The sequence below is a fragment of the Flavobacterium defluvii genome (genome assembly GCF_900129555.1).
Lineage (GTDB): Bacteria > Bacteroidota > Bacteroidia > Flavobacteriales > Flavobacteriaceae > Flavobacterium > Flavobacterium defluvii.
This window is the reverse complement of sequence record NZ_FQWC01000001.1, coordinates 559,375-578,806: the sequence shown is the minus strand read 5'-3', so window position 1 is coordinate 578,806 and position 19,432 is coordinate 559,375. Positions and strand designations below refer to the sequence as shown.

Annotated in this window: 16 protein-coding genes; 8 read left to right on the top strand and 8 right to left on the bottom strand. The window is 31.9% G+C overall.

What is annotated here, in order from left to right; all coding sequences use genetic code 11:
* The first annotated feature begins 153 nt into the window (after positions 1-153).
* The 6 genes from BUC29_RS02510 to BUC29_RS02485 all read left to right on the top strand — a co-directional run bounded on the left by BUC29_RS02510 (position 154) and on the right by BUC29_RS02485 (position 7,441).
* Positions 154-2,325, top strand: coding sequence for a S9 family peptidase (locus BUC29_RS02510; protein WP_073413040.1), 2,172 nt, complete (start codon positions 154-156; stop codon positions 2,323-2,325).
* Between the two features lie 35 nt (positions 2,326-2,360).
* Entirely contained in the window at positions 2,361-4,037 is a 1,677-nt protein-coding gene (locus tag BUC29_RS02505; RefSeq protein ID WP_073413587.1) for a peptide MFS transporter, read from the top strand.
* A 1-nt stretch (position 4,038) separates the two neighbouring features.
* Positions 4,039-5,523: a peptide MFS transporter gene (locus BUC29_RS02500; protein WP_073413589.1), complete on the top strand. Its 1,485-nt coding sequence runs from the start codon at positions 4,039-4,041 to the stop codon at positions 5,521-5,523.
* 52 nt (positions 5,524-5,575) lie between these two features.
* Positions 5,576-6,043: a thioredoxin family protein gene (locus tag BUC29_RS02495; protein ID WP_073413038.1), complete on the top strand. Its 468-nt coding sequence runs from the start codon at positions 5,576-5,578 to the stop codon at positions 6,041-6,043.
* Positions 6,044-6,269: 226 nt separating this feature from the next.
* Complete coding sequence (locus BUC29_RS02490) at positions 6,270-6,722, top strand: hypothetical protein (protein ID WP_073413036.1); 453 nt, start codon at positions 6,270-6,272, stop codon at positions 6,720-6,722.
* Positions 6,723-6,991: 269 nt separating this feature from the next.
* Positions 6,992-7,441 (top strand): thioredoxin domain-containing protein, encoded by a 450-nt coding sequence (locus BUC29_RS02485; RefSeq protein ID WP_073413034.1) that lies wholly within the window; start codon positions 6,992-6,994, stop codon positions 7,439-7,441.
* Between the two features lie 13 nt (positions 7,442-7,454).
* On the opposite strand, the gene BUC29_RS02480 is transcribed toward BUC29_RS02485, so the two are convergent.
* From BUC29_RS02480 to surE, 5 genes are all read right to left on the bottom strand, one after another.
* Positions 7,455-9,491 (bottom strand): ComEC/Rec2 family competence protein, encoded by a 2,037-nt coding sequence (locus BUC29_RS02480; protein ID WP_073413032.1) that lies wholly within the window; start codon positions 9,489-9,491, stop codon positions 7,455-7,457.
* A 232-nt stretch (positions 9,492-9,723) separates the two neighbouring features.
* The gene (locus BUC29_RS02475) at positions 9,724-10,209 is read right to left on the bottom strand and encodes a C40 family peptidase (protein ID WP_073413030.1); all 486 of its coding nucleotides are present in this window, start codon (positions 10,207-10,209) and stop codon (positions 9,724-9,726) included.
* 11 nt (positions 10,210-10,220) lie between these two features.
* The gene (gene lpxB / locus BUC29_RS02470) at positions 10,221-11,336 is read right to left on the bottom strand and encodes a lipid-A-disaccharide synthase (RefSeq protein ID WP_073413028.1); all 1,116 of its coding nucleotides are present in this window, start codon (positions 11,334-11,336) and stop codon (positions 10,221-10,223) included.
* 34 nt (positions 11,337-11,370) lie between these two features.
* Complete coding sequence (locus BUC29_RS02465) at positions 11,371-11,646, bottom strand: hypothetical protein (RefSeq protein ID WP_073413026.1); 276 nt, start codon at positions 11,644-11,646, stop codon at positions 11,371-11,373.
* Positions 11,639-12,418, bottom strand: a complete 780-nt coding sequence (surE, locus tag BUC29_RS02460) for a 5'/3'-nucleotidase SurE (RefSeq protein ID WP_073413025.1) — start codon at positions 12,416-12,418, stop codon at positions 11,639-11,641. Before surE ends, BUC29_RS02465 begins: the two co-directional genes overlap by 8 nt.
* A 212-nt stretch (positions 12,419-12,630) precedes the next feature.
* On the opposite strand from surE, the gene BUC29_RS02455 reads away from it, so the two are divergent.
* Both BUC29_RS02455 and BUC29_RS02450 read left to right on the top strand, forming a co-directional pair.
* On the top strand, positions 12,631-14,814 hold the full coding sequence (locus tag BUC29_RS02455; RefSeq protein ID WP_073413023.1) for a carboxy terminal-processing peptidase: 2,184 nt from the start codon (positions 12,631-12,633) through the stop codon (positions 14,812-14,814).
* Between the two features lie 92 nt (positions 14,815-14,906).
* A complete protein-coding gene (locus BUC29_RS02450) occupies positions 14,907-15,692 on the top strand; it encodes a DNA/RNA non-specific endonuclease (RefSeq protein WP_073413021.1) in 786 nt (261 codons plus the stop codon).
* Here BUC29_RS02450 and rpe read toward each other — a convergent pair.
* The 3 genes from rpe to BUC29_RS02435 all read right to left on the bottom strand — a co-directional run bounded on the left by rpe (position 15,669) and on the right by BUC29_RS02435 (position 19,427).
* Positions 15,669-16,331 (bottom strand): ribulose-phosphate 3-epimerase, encoded by a 663-nt coding sequence (gene rpe, locus BUC29_RS02445; protein ID WP_073413019.1) that lies wholly within the window; start codon positions 16,329-16,331, stop codon positions 15,669-15,671. The genes BUC29_RS02450 and rpe overlap by 24 nt on opposite strands.
* Positions 16,332-16,689: 358 nt before the next feature.
* Positions 16,690-17,553, bottom strand: coding sequence for a sigma-70 family RNA polymerase sigma factor (locus BUC29_RS02440; protein ID WP_007804760.1), 864 nt, complete (start codon positions 17,551-17,553; stop codon positions 16,690-16,692).
* Between the two features lie 173 nt (positions 17,554-17,726).
* Positions 17,727-19,427, bottom strand: a complete 1,701-nt coding sequence (locus tag BUC29_RS02435) for a hypothetical protein (RefSeq protein WP_244160746.1) — start codon at positions 19,425-19,427, stop codon at positions 17,727-17,729.
* Between the last annotated feature and the right edge of the window lie 5 nt (positions 19,428-19,432).

The window sequence follows — 19,432 nt, the reverse complement described above, 5'->3', positions numbered from 1 at the left end:
GGCAAAGATACTATTTTAAGAGTTTTGTTTACTATGTATTTCAAATTTGAAAATACGCAATCGTTATTTTTTTTAACATTTAACACTTAAAATGTGTATTATGTTTATTTTTTTTACTAAAATTGGGCTCTTTTTATATTTAAAATAATTATAATGAATACAAGTAAAATTACTGTAGTACTTTTATTTATAGTTGCATCGGTTTTTGGGCAGCAAAAAATAACGGTCGAAAATATTTATGGTGGAGCATTTCGGGCAAAAGGAATGGACGAATTGCAATCCTTGAAAAACACAAATCAATATACTGTTTTAAATGTTGATCAGGCCAGCCGGACGATGCAGATCGATTTATATGATTTTGCAACCCTAAAAAAAGTATCGAACCTTATTGATACTAAAAACCACAAAGAACTTTCAGACGGAATTGACAGCTATACCTTTGATGCTGCAGAAAAAAAGATCTTAATTGCTTGTAATTCAAATCAAATTTTCCGTCACTCTTTTACAGCAGATTATTTTTTATACGATATTGCTTCTAAATCTTTAACTAAACTTGTTGATTTTCAAATTCAGGAGCCAACTTTTTCTCCTGACGGTACTAAAATCGCTTACGCTAAAGAAAACAATTTATATGTTTACGACGTAGCTTCAAAAAAATCAACTCCGGTTACTACAGACGGAAAGAAAAATGCTGTTATTAACGGTATTACAGACTGGGTTTACGAAGAAGAATTTGCTTTTGTACGCGCGTTTGACTGGAGTAAAGACAGTAAAAAATTAGCTTATATTCGTTTTGATGAAAGCCAGGTTCCTGAGTTTTCGATGTCAATCTTCAAAAAGGATTTGTATCCAACAATCGAAACGTTTAAATATCCTAAAGCCGGAGAAAAAAATTCAGAAGTTTCATTACACATATATGATGCAGCCGGAAATACTTCTAAAAAAGTTGATTTAGGAAATTATAATGATTTCTATATTGCAAGAATGCAATGGACAAATGACAACAATACATTATCTGCACAGGTTTTAAACCGTCACCAGGATAATCTTGATTTGTTGTTTATTGACGGAACAACTGCTGCTGCAAAAGTGGTTTTGAATGAAAAAGATAAAGCTTACGTTGATGTTACAGATAATTTAACTTTCTTAAAAGATAACAGTTTTATCTGGACAAGCGAAAAAGACGGTTTCAATCATATTTATGTATATGATAAAACCGGAAAACTTAAAAATCAGGTTACAAAAGGAAACTGGGAAGTGGTTTCTTACTACGGTTTCGACGAAAAAACAAAAACTATTTTCTACCAGTCTACAGAAAATGGTTCTATCAACAGAGATGTTTACAGAATTGGTTTAGACGGAAAAAACAAAACTCGTTTAACAACAAAAGTTGGAACTAGTGCGGCTACTTTCAGCCCGAATTTCCAATATTTTATCACTACTTTCTCAAGTAATTTAGTACCTACGACTTATACTTTAAATGAGGCTAAAACAGGAAAAGAAATTCAGGTTATCGAAAATAATCAGGCTCTTGCTGATAAATTAAAAGCGTATAACCTTCCTGCAAAAGAATTCTTTGTTTTAAAAACTCCTAAAGGAAACGAATTGAATGCTTGGATTTTAAAGCCAAAAGATTTTGATCCTTCTAAAAAGTATCCTGTTTTCATGTACCAATATTCAGGTCCTGGATCTCAACAAGTAAACAACGACTGGAATAACAGCGACGATTACTGGTTTTTATCTCTTACTCAGCAAGGTTATATTGTAGCTTGTGTTGACGGAAGAGGAACTGGCTTTAAAGGTGCCGATTTCAAAAAAGTAACTCAGAAAGAATTAGGAAAATATGAAGTTGAAGATCAGATCGATGCGGCAAAAGTAATTGGATCTTATCCGTATGTTGATGCTTCAAGAATTGGAATTTTCGGATGGAGTTATGGAGGTTTTATGGCATCTAACTGTATCTTCCAGGGGAACGATGTATTTAAAATGGCAATTGCTGTTGCGCCGGTTACGAACTGGAGATTTTATGACAGTGTTTACACAGAAAGATACATGCAGACTCCGCAGGAAAATGCAAGCGGGTATGACCAAAACTCTCCTATAAACCACGTTGATAAATTGAAAGGTAAATTTTTATTGATTCACGGTTCTGGTGATGACAACGTTCATGTGCAAAATTCAATGCAAATGATGGAAGCATTAATTCAGGCTAATAAGCAATTTGATTCTCAAATTTATCCAGATAAAAACCACGGTATTTATGGCGGAAAAACGAGAATTCAGCTTTACAATAAGATGACTAATTTTATCAAAGAAAATTTATAATTTAAAAAATATTAACCTTAAAAATAATGAATAATATGGGAGAAACTCAAGTAAAAACTGGGCATCCAAAAGGACTTTGGGTATTGTTTGGAACGGAGATGTGGGAGAGATTCAATTTCTATGGAATGCGAGCTTTATTAACTTTATTTCTTGTGAATTCATTATTAATGAAGGAAGAAGAAGCTTCACTAATTTATGGAGGTTTCCTTGGACTTTGTTATTTAACTCCAATGCTTGGAGGTTTTGTTGCCGATCGTTTTTTAGGAAACAGAAATTGTATCCTTTTGGGCGGATTATTAATGGCAATTGGACAAATGTTATTGTTTACCAGTGGAAGTGTCTTTGAATCTAATTTAGCATTAGCAAAAGCTATTATGTATTGCGGATTAGGAGTAATTGTTTTTGGTAACGGATTCTTCAAGCCAAATATTTCTAGTATGGTTGGAAGTTTGTATCCAAAACAAGAAAAAACAAAATTAGATACAGCTTTCACTATTTTTTACATGGGTATTAATATTGGAGCTTTCTTAGGACAGTCTATTTGTCCTTTATTAGGAGATGTAAAAGATGCAGGCGGAATTAGAGATATTCACGCTTTTAGATGGGGATTTATGGCAGCTTCAGGAGCAATGCTTATCGGAACAATTCTTTTCTATTTCTTAAAAAACAAATATGTGGTTTCTCCGGAAGGAAGACCATTAGGAGGTTTGCCTTCTAAAAATGTAGCAGAAGATTTTGAAGAAGGAGAAGCTCAAAAAGCAAATTTCTCTTCTAAATCATTAGCTTTTGCAGGAGTTGCATTTCTAGTTTTAGGATTGTTTTTCCATTATGTAGTAGGACAAAATTTAATCTATACTTTGATTTATTCAAGTGGATTGGCTCTTGCTGGATTAATTATTTCTGATACTTCTTTAACAAAAATAGAAAGAGACAGAATTATTGTAATTTATATAGTTTCTTTTTTTATTATTTTCTTCTGGGCAGCATTTGAGCAGGCAGGTTCTTCGTTGACTTTTATTGCAGATAACCAAACAGACAGACATTTCTTTGGCTGGTTAATGCCGCCATCAATGGTTCAGATTTTTAACGGACTTTTTGTTGTTGTAATGGCTGTTCCGTTTAGTGTTCTTTGGGATTTCTTAAGAGCCCGAGATAAAGAACCAATTTCGCCAGTAAAATTAGCAGCCGGACTTGTAATTATTTCAATAAGTTTCTTTATGATTGCCACTCAGGTTTCATTCTTAGGAACATCAGGATTGTTACTTGTAAAATGGTTAATTTTATTATATTTCTTAAACACTTGTGCGGAGTTATGTTTATCACCAATTGGTTTATCATTGGTAGGTAAATTATCGCCAAAACGTTTTGCATCATTATTATACGGAGTATTTTTCTTGTCTAATGCATCAGGTTATGCTTTAGGAGGAACTTTGGGTTCTATACTTCCGGCAACCGGAGATAAATTTGCAAAAGCAAAAGAATTAGGAATTGATCTTCAGGCAGTTTTAGACAAAAAGATAACACCTACAGCAGAACAATTGGCATTATTAGATAAACATCAAATTAGTGATCATAATCCTATTTTTGCAGGATTTGAAATTCATAATTTATATGAGTTCTTTATGGTATTTGTTGTTCTTACTGGTATCGCGGCAATTGTATTATTTGCTTTGACTCCATTGTTGAAAAAAATGATGCACGGTGTTAGATAAGATGGAAAACGAAATTACTTTAGAACAGATTCAAAATTTTAAAGGCAAGTACCCAAAACAATTGTGGTACTTGTTTTTGGTTGAAATGTGGGAACGTTTTTGTTTCTACGGAATGCGTGGTGTTTTAGCTTTTTTTATGGTAGACCAATTAGGTTTACTTGAAGGAAAAGCAAATTTACAATACGGTGCCATTCAGGCATTTGTTTATGCATTTACTTTTATTGGTGGAATTTTCGCCGATAAAATTTTAGGATTTAAGAAGTCGCTTCTTTTTGGAGGAATTGTAATGATCCTGGGGAATTTACTTATTGCGGCTTCTCCACATGATTTCTTTTATTACGGAATAACGCTTTCTATTATCGGAACAGGTTTCTTTAAACCGAATGTTTCTTCGATGGTAGGTGAGTTATATCATGAAGGTGACGGTCGCCGTGATGCAGGTTACGGATTATTTTATGCAGGTATCAATATTGGTGGAATGCTTGGAGGTGCAATTCCTATTTATTTAGGAAAAAACTACTCTTGGAGTCTTTGTTTCCTTTCTGCGGCAATTGTAATGATTATTGGGGTTATCACTTTTCTTTTGACGAAAAAACATTTAGCGCCAATCGGAAATTCTCCATTAGAAAATCATGCGCCTAAAAAACGCAATTTATATGAAATTGCAGTGTATGTTGGCTCTTTTGTTGTTATACCATTAGTATATATAATGGTTATCAATTCTGACTTCACAGAATATTTTATGTATACTATGGGAATAGTTGCATTATTATATTTTGCGTATGAACTGATAATGTTAAAGGATGGAAAACAACAGCGAAAACTTTTAGCTGCATTTGTATTCATTTTTGGATATTTTATGTTTATGGCAATTTCTGAGCAATCAGGAGGCTCATTATCTTTGTTTGCAAAAGATAATTTGTCTAACAAGATGTTGTTTTTTCACATTGATCCAAATGTGGTAAATAACAGTATCAACTCGTTGTATGTTGTCATTTTTAGTCCATTGGTAGGATTATTATGGATATTTATGGCCAAGCGAAAAATTGAACCAAATACTGTCATTAAGTTTGGTTTATCATTTGTTTTACTGGCTGCCGGGTTCTTTATTTTCTACAGCGCCAGATTTTTTGTAAATGCTGATGGATTAAGTTCTTTGGATGTTTTTGCTTTAGGTTACCTTGTGTATACACTTGGAGAGTTATGCATTGGTCCAATCGGGATGTCAGTAATTACAAAATTATCTCCTAAACGTTTGTTTGGAATGATGATGGGATTGTGGTTTCTTTCAAGTGCTTTTGGGCAATTTGCTGCCGGAAAATTAGGCGCCGAAATATCTGATGCCAATACAGGAACAACCTTAATGTCTAAACTTATTGCTTATACAGATGGATATTATCAATTGGCAGTTTATTCGCTTGTTGCGGGTATTGCATTAATTGTTCTAACTCCATTAATTAGAAGGTTAATGCAGGAAGTAAAATAGTGCATGTTTTTTCAATTCATTTTTTGTTTAAATTTGCCAAAAATAACTCGTTATGAAAAGAATATTATTAATAGCTTTTTTTGTAGTTGGAGCATTTGCAAGTCAGGCTCAGGAACTAAAGTGGTATACTGATGTTAAAGAAGCAATCACAGTAAGTAATAAAGAACAAAAGCCAATGCTGATGTTTTTTACCGGAAGTGATTGGTGCGGATGGTGTATTCGTTTGCAAAATGAAGTTTTAAAAACTGCAGAATTTAAAAAATGGGCTGCTGATAATGTTGTTTTAGTAGAATTGGATTATCCAAGAGCTGTGCCTCAAACGCCAGAGCTTAAAAATCAGAATAACGAACTGCAGCAAGCATTTGGTATTCAGGGATTCCCAACAGTATTCTTTACAAGTGCTGAAACAAGAGATGGAAGAATTAACTTTAAGGGACTTGGAAAAACAGGTTACGTTGCCGGAGGTCCTTCTGCTTGGTTAACCGTTGCAGAAAGCATTGTTCATCCTAAAAAATCTTAAATAGACAATTAAGAAATCTTAAATTATATATTAAAACTCCTTACAATTTTGTAAGGAGTTTTTTTGTTTAGTAAGAAAAGATTTTCATTTGTTGTTGCTAAATTATTATTTCAATATTAATTTATAAATAAAAAAACATATAATGTAATTTTTGATGTAATTAAATTTGGATAATTAAAATATTGTGTTAATTTCGTCATGCTATACTAACCAAAACCGATATAATATGACTAAAAAATTACTTATCCTACTGTTTTTTTTAGGTTCATTTTTCATGCAGGCACAAACACTTGCATGGAGAACAAACATGACTGATGCGATCGCAATCAGTAATGAAGAAAGAAAACCAATGTTAATTTTATTTACTGCCGCAGGTGTACCAGAAAATCTTCAGAATGAAATATTTAAAACCCCGGATTTTGCGGTTTGGTCACGCGATAATGTAATTCTTGTAAAATTAGATTTATCTGATGCTACAGCTTCAGATGGAGATAAAGAACAGAACATTAAATTAAAAAATGCATTTGGTGTTGATGATTTGCCGCAAGTTTGTTTTGCGATGGCTTCAATAAGAAAAAATAAAACAACCTTTAGCGCCCTTGGAAAAATTGCTTACAAGCCAGGAGGAGCAAAAGCATGGATTGCAGAATCAAATAATATTTTGCATCCTAGTGAGTAATAACTTTAAATTAAGTTTTCTTAGTTTAATTTGTAGAATCCCTTTTCAATTATTGTTGAAAAGGGATATTTTTTTAAACAAAGCTAAAATGTGAATTGTACATTTAATATTTTAACATGGTAAAATTTTCATTTTTTTCAAATTTTAAACCTTAAAAAATCAATTTCATTTTAATGCAGTTTTTTTGTAACTATTTGTTTTAAAGGCGATTGTTTGATGTTGGTTTTGTGTTAATTTAGTTTTATTAACCAACCAAAAACCAATAAACTATGACCCAAAAACTACTTATCCTGCTATTTTTTCTAGTAACATTTTTAGGTAAATCGCAAAATTTAGAATGGAAAACCAATATAACCGATGCGATTAACATAAGCAATGAAGAAAGAAAACCACTTTTAATTTTATTTACGGCAGCTACTGCTCCCGAAAGCCTGGAAAAAGAGGTGTTTAGAACATTAGATTTTGAAAAATGGTCCCGCAAAAATGTGATTCTGTTAAAACTTGATTTATCCGATGCTGCAATATCAAATGATGCTAAAGAGCAAAACATTAAATTGAAGAATGCATTTGGGGTTGTAGACTTGCCTGAGGTTTGTTATGCCAATGCTGCAATTAGAAAAGGAAAAACGGCTTTTGACTTATTAGGCAGACTTCCGTATAGTTCAAATGGTGTAAAAGCTTTTATTGCAGATTCTAATTTGATTTTAAATCCAGAATAAAATAATAAAGAAATTAATTTAATCGATAAAATCCCTTTTCGGCAGTAGCATGGAAAGGGATATTTTTTTTCTTGCAGCTTTCTTTCCACATTCTCTGAATAGAATATGAATTTGATCCATCAGCAATGATAATTTTTGGATGCAAATCTTCTAAAAGCCTGTCAAAGTTTATTTTAGGAGACTGAGTTAGAACTAAAATATCCGGCTGAACCGTATTCTCATAAACTCCCGAACTGTCTAGTATGGCAATCTTTTTTCCATTAAAAAATAAAACATTTTTAATTTGCTGAGATGTATTCAAAATACTAAAATTACCAACCAAATAAGAATTAAAAGTATTACTCTTAGAGCTTTTCTCTAAAGTGGTATCGCGGGTAAAAAGTGTAATTTCGCTGCCAAATCTTTTTGAAATTAATGTATTCTTTTTGGTATTATAAACAATTAATTCTTTTTGATTTGAAATTTCCCTTTTTGTATAAATCAAAGAAAGCTGTACGGAAATTATTGAAACCAATACGATCACAAGTTTATTGAAACTCGGTTTTTTAAACCAAATTGTCGCAGTTATAATTAAGAAGTAGAGTGTAATTAAATAATAAAAATTAAAGCTGATATCCTGAATGACAAAAGATTCAAATGATGCAACGTAATGAATCATTTTGTTTAATATGAAAATACTTTTTTCAAAAACATAAACCAGAATTTCGGGCGGACTTTTGAAAATAGCAAAAATCATAACAATAATTCCGGCAATCATTATAAAAGATAAAACAGGCAGAATTATAATATTGGTTACGAAAAACAAACCGGGAAATTGATGAAAGTAATAAAGACACAAAGGCAAAGTGCCAATTTGCGCTGCAAACGAAACTGTCAAAGCATTCCAAATATAAATGGCTATTTTGTTTTTTGGCGACCAGATTTTCTTTAATACAGGTTGCAGCCAAACAATAAAAAACAAGGCCAGATAACTTAATTGAAAACCAACATCAAATAAAAAATAAGGTTCAAAAAGCAATATCAATAAAATGGAAACCAATAAAGTGTGATAAATATTGCCGCTCCGGCGTAAATGATTTCCAATTGCAACAAACGAAAACATTACAACTGAACGCAGTACAGAAGGAGATAATCCGGAAATTATTGCAAATCCTGCAAGCGAAATTAAAATTGAAATTAGTTTTATGGCAGAACCTTTTCGGGTATTTGGAACTGGTTTTAGAATAAACATTATAAAAAGCATTATAAAACCAACATGCAGCCCCGAAACCGAAAGAACATGTGTTGCTCCCGAGTACTGATAATCTTTTATTATATCGGATGAAATTTCCTGCTGTTGTCCTAAAATCAATGCCAAAGCCACATTCATTTCGTCTTTGCTAAAATGTGCTTTTTCCAGATTTTTAAGAATAGTCGAATGTAGACGGCCAGAATAGTACCAAATGTCTTTTTGGATTTTTTTGTTAATCCTGATTTCAGATTTTTTGCAATAAACCTGTGCATAAATCTGCTTGTCGGCTAAGTATTTTGCATAATCAAACTGATTCGGATTTTTACTAGAAGATGTTCTTTGTAAAGTAGTTTTAACTCTAATCTGATTCCCAATAATTAATGGATTTTTTAAGCTGTCTTTTTGAATATTGATAATAACTTTTCCAGAATAAGCTTTATTATCAATACTGTTTATCAGGCCAATAAAACGATCATTATAATCGTTGCTTTTGAGTTTTTCTCGTAATGTAAAAGTTATAAATTGAGGATTTTCAAATACTGTTTTTGAATGTGTATAATTTGATTTATCATAAGTATCCGTATGAAAAAGTAAAACACATATTCCGGTTGAAAAAGAAATAAGGTAACTGCAGATTCCGAAGAAGATATTTGTCTTTTTGTTTTTCTTCGAAAGAAAATAGAAAATGCAGAATACGAAACTGCAAATCCCAAGAAATGCAAGTGAAATTTTGATTGAAGGCGCACAATAATAAGAAACTAAAATTCCGAAAAGAAAAGCGATCGTAATTTTTATTAAAGGAAAATCTAATACTTTCATGGGTTAAAAGTATTAAAAATTTGTAAGAAAATAAATATATTTTTGTTTAAGAATTTGTTGGGCAAAATATTAAACACATAGAAACATAGCTCTTTGTTTATTTTAAAGAATTTAAAAAGAAACCAGTTTCTAACACATAGCTATGTGTTTTAAAAATAAGTGAAGCGCCTTTTACAAAACACAGAATCTATGTTTCTATGTGTTAAAATTAACTGTTTCCAATGTGTAACAATTATTCGAGTATTCTATTTACTTGTTCGAATGAATTTTTATAATACGCTTCTTTGGTAGAAGAAATAATAACACCTTTTGAGGTAGAAGAATGTACAAATTTTATCTCATCTGAATTTGCTTCTACAATAAGACCTACATGATTAATCTGTTTGCTTTTATTGGTTTTAAAGAAAATCAAATCGCCTTTTTTGGCATCGTTTAATGGAATTACTTTTCCAATTTTTGCCTGTTCGTAAGAACTTCTCGGCAATTTTATGTTTTCAGATTCAAAAGTAGTATAAACCAATCCAGAGCAGTCAAAACCGCTTTTTGTAGTTCCGCCCGCTTTGTATTTTACACCAATATTATCTGTTGCAGTTTCAATTAAATTTTTTACTATAGATCGGTTTTCTTTTTTCGATTCGCTTTTGCTTACAGCAGTCGAAGTCGATTTACAGGAAACCAATCCGATTGATAAAATAAGAAAAACGAATATCTTTTTCAAAACACTAATATTTAAGATTTTAAATCGGCAACAATAAGTTTGGCTGTTTTTTTACTTGCACCAACACCGCCTAGTTTTTGCTCTAAAACGTCATAATCTTTCAGGAGTTTTTCGCGATGCGAAGGTTCAAGTAATTTGTTTAATTCTTCTTTGATGCGTTTTGTATTGCAGTCGCCCTGAATTAATTCGGTAACAACTTCCTGATCCATAATTAAATTGACAAGCGAAATATATTTTAAAGTAATAATTCGTTTTGCAATTTGATACGAAATTTCACTTCCTTTATAGCATACAACTTCCGGAACTTTAAAAAGTGCTGTTTCTAAAGTTGCAGTTCCCGAAGTAACCAAAGCTGCTGTTGAAGAACGCAGTAAATCATATGTTTTATTAGAAACAAAAGCGATGTTTTTGTTTTTTATAAACTGCTGATAAAATTCATAATCCTGACTTGGTGCGCCGGCAATTACAAATTCATAATCCTGAAAATCATCTACAACACTCAGCATTACGCTTAGCATTTTGGTAATTTCCTGTTTACGGCTTCCGGGTAAAACGGCAATGATTGGTTTTTCGCCTAAATTATTTTCTTCTCTAAAAGTCGCTTCATTAAAAGCGGGTTGATTTTGAATAGCATCAATTAATGGATGTCCAACAAAATCTACCGGAAAATGATGTTTGTCTTCGTAAAAACTTTTTTCAAAAGGCAAAATCACAAACATTCTGTCAACATCTTGTTTTATAGCGTTGATTCGATTTTCTTTCCAGGCCCAAATTTGTGGAGAAATATAATAATGAGTTCTGTAATTGAGTTCTTTAGCCCATTTTGCAATACGCATATTAAATCCCGGATAGTCAATAAAAATGATAACATCTGGTTTAAATTCGGAGATATCTTTTTTACAAAATTTGATGTTATTTAAAATAGTTTTTAAGTTAAAAACCACTTCAACAAATCCCATAAAAGCCAATTCGCGGTAGTGTTTTACTAATGTTCCGCCAGCTTTTTGCATTAAATCACCGCCCCAAAATCTAATGTCGGCCTGAGGATCTTCCTCATATAAGGATTTCATTAAATTTGAACCGTGTAAATCTCCAGAAGCTTCGCCAGCTATTATGTAGTATTTCATGTCAACGAATTTTTATTGCAGCACAAAGATAAGATTAAATAATTATAGTCGAAATTGCCAGAACGATCACGGCCAAAATCACGCCTCGGGCCATCATTTCTTTATTTCTTTGTAAAAGAAGTAAAAAAACGGCAAGGTCTAAAACAGTTCCAATTGTAATTACTTTTCCTAAATAACCCATTTGTCTTAGGGCTTGAATTCCTGTCGAAATATCAAACTTTGTAAAAAAAGTGATAAACAAATAACTTCCGAGAAGCGAAGTAAAAATTCCGACTAAAAATCCAATTAAGATTTCTTTTTTATTATCCATTTAATTTCCAGGTGTTAAGTTGCTGCATTGTATGATGTGCGGTTAAGTCAAACTGAACGGGAACTACCGAAATATATCCGTTTTCAAGTGCCCATTCGTCTGTATCTTCACCATTATCTTCATTAGTAAATTTCCCAGTTAACCAGTAATAATCTTTACCGTAAGGAGTTTGTCTTTTATCAAATTTTTGGGCATAATACGCTTTCGCCTGACGGCAGACCTTTATTCCTTTAATGTCTTTTTCGTTTAATTTTGGAAAGTTGACATTTAAAACTACTCCGGGTGGAAGTTTATTTTTTAAGGTTTCTAAAGCTATTTTTTTGACAAAAGATTTAACGGGTTCAAAATTGGCATTCCAGTCAAAATCTAAAAGAGAAAAACCAATCGCCTGAATACCCTCAATACCGGCTTCGACAGCGGCGCTCATTGTTCCTGAATAAATTACATTTATAGAAGAATTTGATCCGTGATTAATACCCGAAACACATAAGTCCGGCTTACGTTTTAAAATTTCATTTACTGCCAGTTTTACACAATCGACAGGTGTTCCAGAGCAGCTGTATTCTGTAATTGTGTCATCATCTTTAGAAATTTTGTCTAAAAACAAAGTGTTATTTATTGTGATGGCATGTCCCATTGCACTTTGAGGTTTGTCCGGAGCCACCACCACAACATCGCCAATGGTTTCCATAACGCTAATTAAAGCTCGTATTCCCGGAGCAAGAATTCCGTCGTCATTTGTTACTAATATGAGTGGTTTTTCGTCTTTCATGCTGCGTTTTACATTTTTGAATTATCAAAATTAAAGCTTGTTAGGGCAAATGTAGTAACAGATTTTGGTAGAATACTAACAAATAAATAAAAATTGTAAACTAAATTCCAGAAGACTTTTAGGCAACAAACATTTTTATATCTTTAACAAAAAATTATACTGATCTTGGCATGTTGGCATAGTTTTTACCGTAACTTAGATTAAAAAATTTGATGAATGCTATTATTAAGTTTATGAAAAGAAATTATAAAATACTTATAGCCGTATTATGCTTGTCTTTGACCCTGTTTGCTTTTAAAATAAATGCCGACAAGAATGATGATCCGGATCCAAATAAAGACAAGACACTTTTAGAATTACTGGCTTTCGTTATTGAAAAAGGACACTACAGTCCGGCTGAAATTAATGACGAATTTTCAAAAGGTATTTTTAAAGATTATATCGAGGCATTAGACCCTTCGAAGAGATTTTTCCTGCAGTCTGACATTGATGAATTTAAGCAATATGAGTTGATGCTTGACGATCAGTTTTTGAACAAAGATTTGACATTCTTTAATTTGACTTATACGAGATTAATGAAAAGAATGGAAGAAAGCAAAAAACGTTACAAAACGATTTTAGCGCAGCCTTTTAATTATAATACAGAAGAAACTTTTAATGCAGATTATGAGCATCTTCCGTATGCTAAAAATCTGACTGAAATTAATGAAAGATGGAGAAAACAAATTAAGTTGTCTACACTTTCTTCGCTTGTAACTAAACAAAAAATTGAAGAGGAAAAAAAGAAAAAAGATCCTTCTTATCAGGAAAAATCTTTTGAAACTTTAGAAAAAGAAACACGCGAAAGTTCATTAAAATCTCTTGATGATAATTTCAGTGTTATTAAAGATTTGAATAAAGATTACTGGTTTTCAGTGTATTTGAATTCAATTATGACACGTTTTGATCCGCATACAAGTTATTTTGCTCCAGAAGAAAAAGATCGTTTTGATGTGAATATCAGCGGAAAACTGGAAGGAATTGGTGCAAGATTAACTAAGAAAAATGACTTTACTCAAATCGATGAATTAATTTCCGGAGGACCAGCATGGAAAGGAAAACAACTTGAAGCGGGGGATTTAATCTTGAAAGTTGCCCAGGGAAATGAAGAACCTGTTGATGTCGTTGGAATGCGTCTTGATGATGTTGTGAAAAAAATTAAAGGTCACAAAGGAACAGAAGTTAAACTTACAGTTAAAAAAGTTGACGGAAGTATTAAAGTAATTTCAATTATCAGAGATGTTGTTGAAATTGAAGAAACGTATGCAAAATCTAGTATCGTTGAGAAAAACGGATTGAAATACGGCGTTATTTATCTTCCGAAATTCTATATTGATTTTGAAAATAAAGATGGCCGTGACGCCGGAAAAGATATCGCTCTTGAAGTAGAAAGACTTAAAAAAGAGAATATAAACGGAATTGTTCTTGACGTTCGTGATGATGGTGGAGGATCTCTTTCTACAGTTGTTGATATCGCAGGTTTATTTATCGAAGAAGGACCAATTGTTCAGGTAAAATCTGCAGGAAAAAAGAAAGAAGTTTTATACGATAAAGATAAAAAAATAGAGTGGGACGGACCATTAGTAATTATGGTGAACAGTTTCTCTGCTTCGGCTTCTGAGATTTTGGCAGCTGCAATTCAGGATTATAAACGTGGAGTTATTATCGGAAGTAAACAAACTTACGGTAAAGGAACGGTACAAAATGTATTGGATTTGAACCAGTTTGTTCGTAATGCAAATTATGGAGATTTGGGGGCTTTGAAAATTACGGGTCAAAAATTCTACAGAATTAATGGAGGTTCTACTCAATTAGAAGGTGTGCATAGTGATGTTGTTATGCCGGATCGTTATGCTTACTTAAAAATGGGAGAGCGTGATATTGATAATGCAATGCCTTGGGATAAAATTGATCCTGCAGATTACAGTACTTGGACTTCTAATGAAAACTTTAGCAAAGCTATTGAGAAAAGTAGAAACAGAATTGCTCAAAGTGCTCAGTTTAAATTAATTGAAGACAATGCAAAATGGATCGATATTAAAAACAAAGAAAACACATACAGCCTGAATATCAATAGTTTTAAACAAACTCAGGAGCAGGTTGAAAATGAGGGAAAGAAATACAAACCAATTTCAGATTATAGAAACAATTTAGTTTTTAAATCATTGCCTTATGAAGAGGTTGAAATGAATAACGATCCAACATTAAAAGAAAAAAGAGAAGCTTGGCACCAGGCATTATCTAAAGATGTTTATGTTGAAGAAGCTTTAAATGTTTTAGATGATTTACAATCTAAATCTTTAGTAAAAGCGGGTGTTTCTCCTAAAATGAAAAAAGATAAATTGGTAAAATCTTAAAGAATTAAAAAATTTAATTTGTTATTAAAAACGCTTCTTAAAGTAAAATTTATGAAGCGTTTTTTTTAAGTTTGAAAATTAAAATAATATTTATGAAAAGTATTTTAGTTTGTGGTTTATTAGTATTCACGCTGCTTTCCTGCAAAAAGGAAAACATATCAAATGCAGAAGTAGTAAAAGAACAAAATTCATTTATTTCTGATCAAAGCAATGCATCTGGTGAAGGGTTATATTCTCTTTCTTATCAGCCAACTTCGACTACAAACCAAATTGTAAAGCATAAATATTATACACTTTCTTATAATGAAAAATTTGAACAGGCTGAATGGGTTGCATATGAATTAAAGAAAGAATACCTGAAAAACGGAAATTACAAACGGCCCTATTTTATAGAAGATCCAAAAGTAACTACAGGTTCTGCTGATTGGAGAAATTATAAAAAATCGGGTTATGATAAAGGTCATCTTTGTCCAGCCGGCGATATGGAATTTAGCGAAGAGGCTTATAATGACACTTTTTATACATCGAATATTTCGCCGCAAAGACACGATTTTAATAGTGGAATTTGGAACAGAATCGAACAAAAAACACGTTATTGGGCTGATAAATACAATGATATTTATGTAGTAACGGGAGGCGTTTTGAAAGATTCAGATAAAAAAATAGGAACAGAAAAGGTTTCTGTTCCTGAATATTTTTATAAAATTGTTTTAGCAAAATCAGGAAAAGAACATAAAGCAATTGCTTTTCTGGTTCCCAATAAAGATAGTAATGAGTCAATTTATGATTTTGTAGTTCCTATTGAAACTATAGAAAAAATGACCGGCATTGACTTTTTTCCCAATTTAAAAAACTTAAAAAGTAGTAAGGACTTTTAAATCTGCAATTGTGTCTGTTGGATTTTCTGCTTTAAAAACAAAGCTTCCGGCAACTAAAACATTTGCTCCTGCTTCTACTAATTGTTTTGCGTTTTTGCTGGTTACACCACCGTCAATTTCGATTAAAGTTGATGCGTTTTTGCGTGTAATTAAAGCTTTAAGTTTTTTTACTTTATCATAAGTGTTTTCAATAAAAGACTGTCCTCCAAAACCTGGATTTACACTCATAACACAAACTAAATCAATATCGTTTATTACATCTTCTAATAAATCAATATTGGTATGAGGGTTAATAGCTACTCCGGCTTTCATTCCTTCGGCTTTAATGGCCTGAAGTGTTCTGTGTAAATGTGTACAGGCTTCATAATGTACAGTTAAACCGTTTGCGCCTAAATCTGCAAAAGTTTTAATGTATCGATCGGGATCAATAATCATTAAATGCACATCAATATATTTTTTTGCATGTTTTGAAATAGCTTCTAAAACGGGCATTCCGAATGAAATATTGGGAACAAAAACTCCATCCATAATATCGATATGAAACCAGTCGGCCTGACTGTTGTTTATCATTTCGACATCGCGTTGTAAATTGGCAAAATCAGCCGCAAGAACAGAAGGAGCAATAAATGTATTTTTCATTGTGTAGTTGTTTTATAACAAAGATAAAGTTTAACCGCAAAGTGCACTAAGAAATTACGCAAAGTTCACTAAGTTTTGTTCTTTATTTTATAAGCATACAGAAATGCAAAACTTTGTGAACTTCCTGTTCTTGAATAACCTTAAATAAAAAACTGAGCAAACTTTGCGTAATTTCTTTGTGCTTTTGCGATAAAAAAAATTCAGTAAAAATAAAAAACTCCGGTAATCAGCCGGAGTTTCAATCATCAATCAAAAAACGAACAGTCAATCAAACTGTTGTTTGCTTTACAAGGTTTCGAGTTTTATGTTTCAAGTTACAAAAAACAACTAGAAACTTTAAATCTGAAACAAATATTATTTATCCTAAATAAGTTTTAAGGATTTTACTTCTAGAAGTATGTTTTAATCTACGGATTGCTTTTTCTTTAATCTGACGAACACGCTCACGAGTTAAGTCGAAAGTTTCTCCAATTTCTTCAAGAGTCATTGGGTGCTGATCACCAAGACCAAAATACAAACGTACAACATCAGCCTCTCTTGGCGTTAATGTTTCTAATGAACGTTCAATTTCAGTACGTAATGATTCATGAATTAATTCTCTGTCTGGGTTTGGAGATTCTCCAGAACGTAATACGTCATAAAGATTAGAATCTTCACCTTCAACAAGAGGTGCATCCATTGATAAGTGACGACCAGAGTTTTTCATAGACTCTTTTACGTCATTTACAGTCATGTCAAGTTCTTTTGCAATTTCTTCAGCAGAAGGCGGACGCTCATTAGATTGCTCTAATAATGCATACATTTTGTTGATTTTATTGATAGAACCAATTTTGTTTAATGGTAAACGAACAATACGTGATTGCTCTGCAAGAGCCTGAAGGATCGATTGACGAATCCACCATACGGCATAAGAAATGAATTTAAAACCACGAGTTTCATCAAAACGCTGTGCTGCTTTGATAAGACCTAGGTTTCCTTCATTAATTAAATCAGGAAGAGTTAATCCTTGATTTTGATATTGTTTAGCAACCGATACAACGAAACGTAGGTTGGCTTTTGTTAATTTTTCTAAAGCTCTTTGATCACCAGCCTTTATTCTTTGTGCTAATTCTACCTCTTCATCAGCGGTAATTAGGTCAACTTTTCCGATTTCTTGTAGATATTTATCTAACGATGCAGTTTCACGATTAGTTACCTGCTTGGTGATTTTAAGTTGTCTCATCTTATTTGTCTCCTCAATTTTTAAGTGTCCAAGTAGTTATACGTATGAAGTATCAAAAAAGTTACAATTTGTATCAAAAATAATTTGTTTTTTTTAAAAAATAAAAAACCTGTCTGGAAACAGACAGGTTTTGAATAAGTTACGAATTTTTATAAAGAATATTTTTTTTTCAATTAATTTGAAACTGCATTTTGAACTTCAATATTTTCTTTGATAGAAACCGGAATTCCGGTCTTAGTAAACCCTTCCAATCTTATTTCAAAAGTCCCGGAAAGGTCTGAAGTGTAGAATGAAGTTTCAGAATCTTTGTTTAACTGAACATCAGGATTCCATAATAATTGATTTCTAAAATCTGGAATTCTTTCATTGTCAGCAGCATTTTCATATTTAACTTTGTTGTAGATTTTCTTTGGCTGCGGTCTTAAAACAGTTGGTTTTGAAATCCACGAACCGGTTTGAGTGCTTTTAAAATCTCTGTCGAAAGTTGTAAAACTGATTAGACCATTAAATGATTTTGCCCCAACATAATATCTTCCAACAGTAAGTTCAATTTTATAGACATTTTTCATGTTATAATTTAGAAGATCATTTTGATTTTCTAAATATAATCCATCAACAAGAACAAGAGCAGGTTCTGGAAGCTGCGGAAAAATGCTAGGGTCATTTACATGAAGGAAAAGTTTATCGTCTTTTTGTTTAGAAAAAATTTCGACAGCAACTTCGGTGATTGTTTCTTTTAAAGTTTTAAATCGTGTATAATCATCAAGAATATATTCTTTTACAGTAGAATAATAAAAAGGTTCTGATGTTGGAGCTTTTTCAATATTATCAACTTTTTTATGGAAATAAGCATTTTCAACCTGACTTGAAATTGATCTTTCTAATAAACTTTCTTTAAATGTATAAGACAATTTTGAGTCCTTTTCAAAAGATAGCTGAGAGTAATCAATTTCTGGCGCATTGTTTATAACAAGATCATAATTATTTGCTTTTTCATCAATAATTTGAATAACAATATTAGATGTGTAAAAGGTTTTATTAACGTTGAAAATAAAGTTTCCTTTTGCGTCAGTTTTTACAACTTCAAAAGCAAATGATTTTCCAGGAATTGATAATCCTACGGAAAGGTTATCAACTTTATCATTATTATTTTTTGCAGTGATTTTCCCTGAAATAATTTCGCCTCTAAGTTCCGGTAGAATTATTTTTTGGTCTTGCTTTTGTAAATCTAATACAAACGGATAAGAAACATTTGAAGCAAATTTTACTGCAGAAATTTTATTTTGTGCAGGAATGTTATCTAATTTTCGAACTGAAAGTGAATACGTTCCATTTTCGAAATTTTTATTTGCTGACTGAATTTTTAAATCAACAAATTCGCGGTTTGTAAATGTTTTTTTATTGAGTTTGATTAAAACATTTTCGTTTGTCAAATTTTCATTAGAAATATTTGAGCCGTTTGCTAAAATATTCGAAGCTACAGTTTTTTCATCAACTTTATAAGGATTGACAATATTGATGTTTAATTGAAATAACTCAGAAACCGGCTTGTTCAACATCCAGTTTGTGTAGCCAATTAGTTTATAACTTCCGCTTTTTAAGGTTGTCGGAATAAAATAATCGCCTTGTCCGCTTGCATTTTCTAAAGAAATCTTTGTTTTAAAAACGGATTTTTTACTATCATCAACTAATTCTACATAAGCAACTTTACTGATATTGCTTTGTGTTTTGTCAGTTGCTTTTAGGCAATAGATTTTGTACAGCAAAGTTTCACCCGAAACCAGTGTTGTTGCGTTAGTATGAATAAAAACAGTTTCATCTACTGCAATAGTTTGCTGTGCTCTGCTTAATTGTGTATTAATTAATACAAACAATAAAA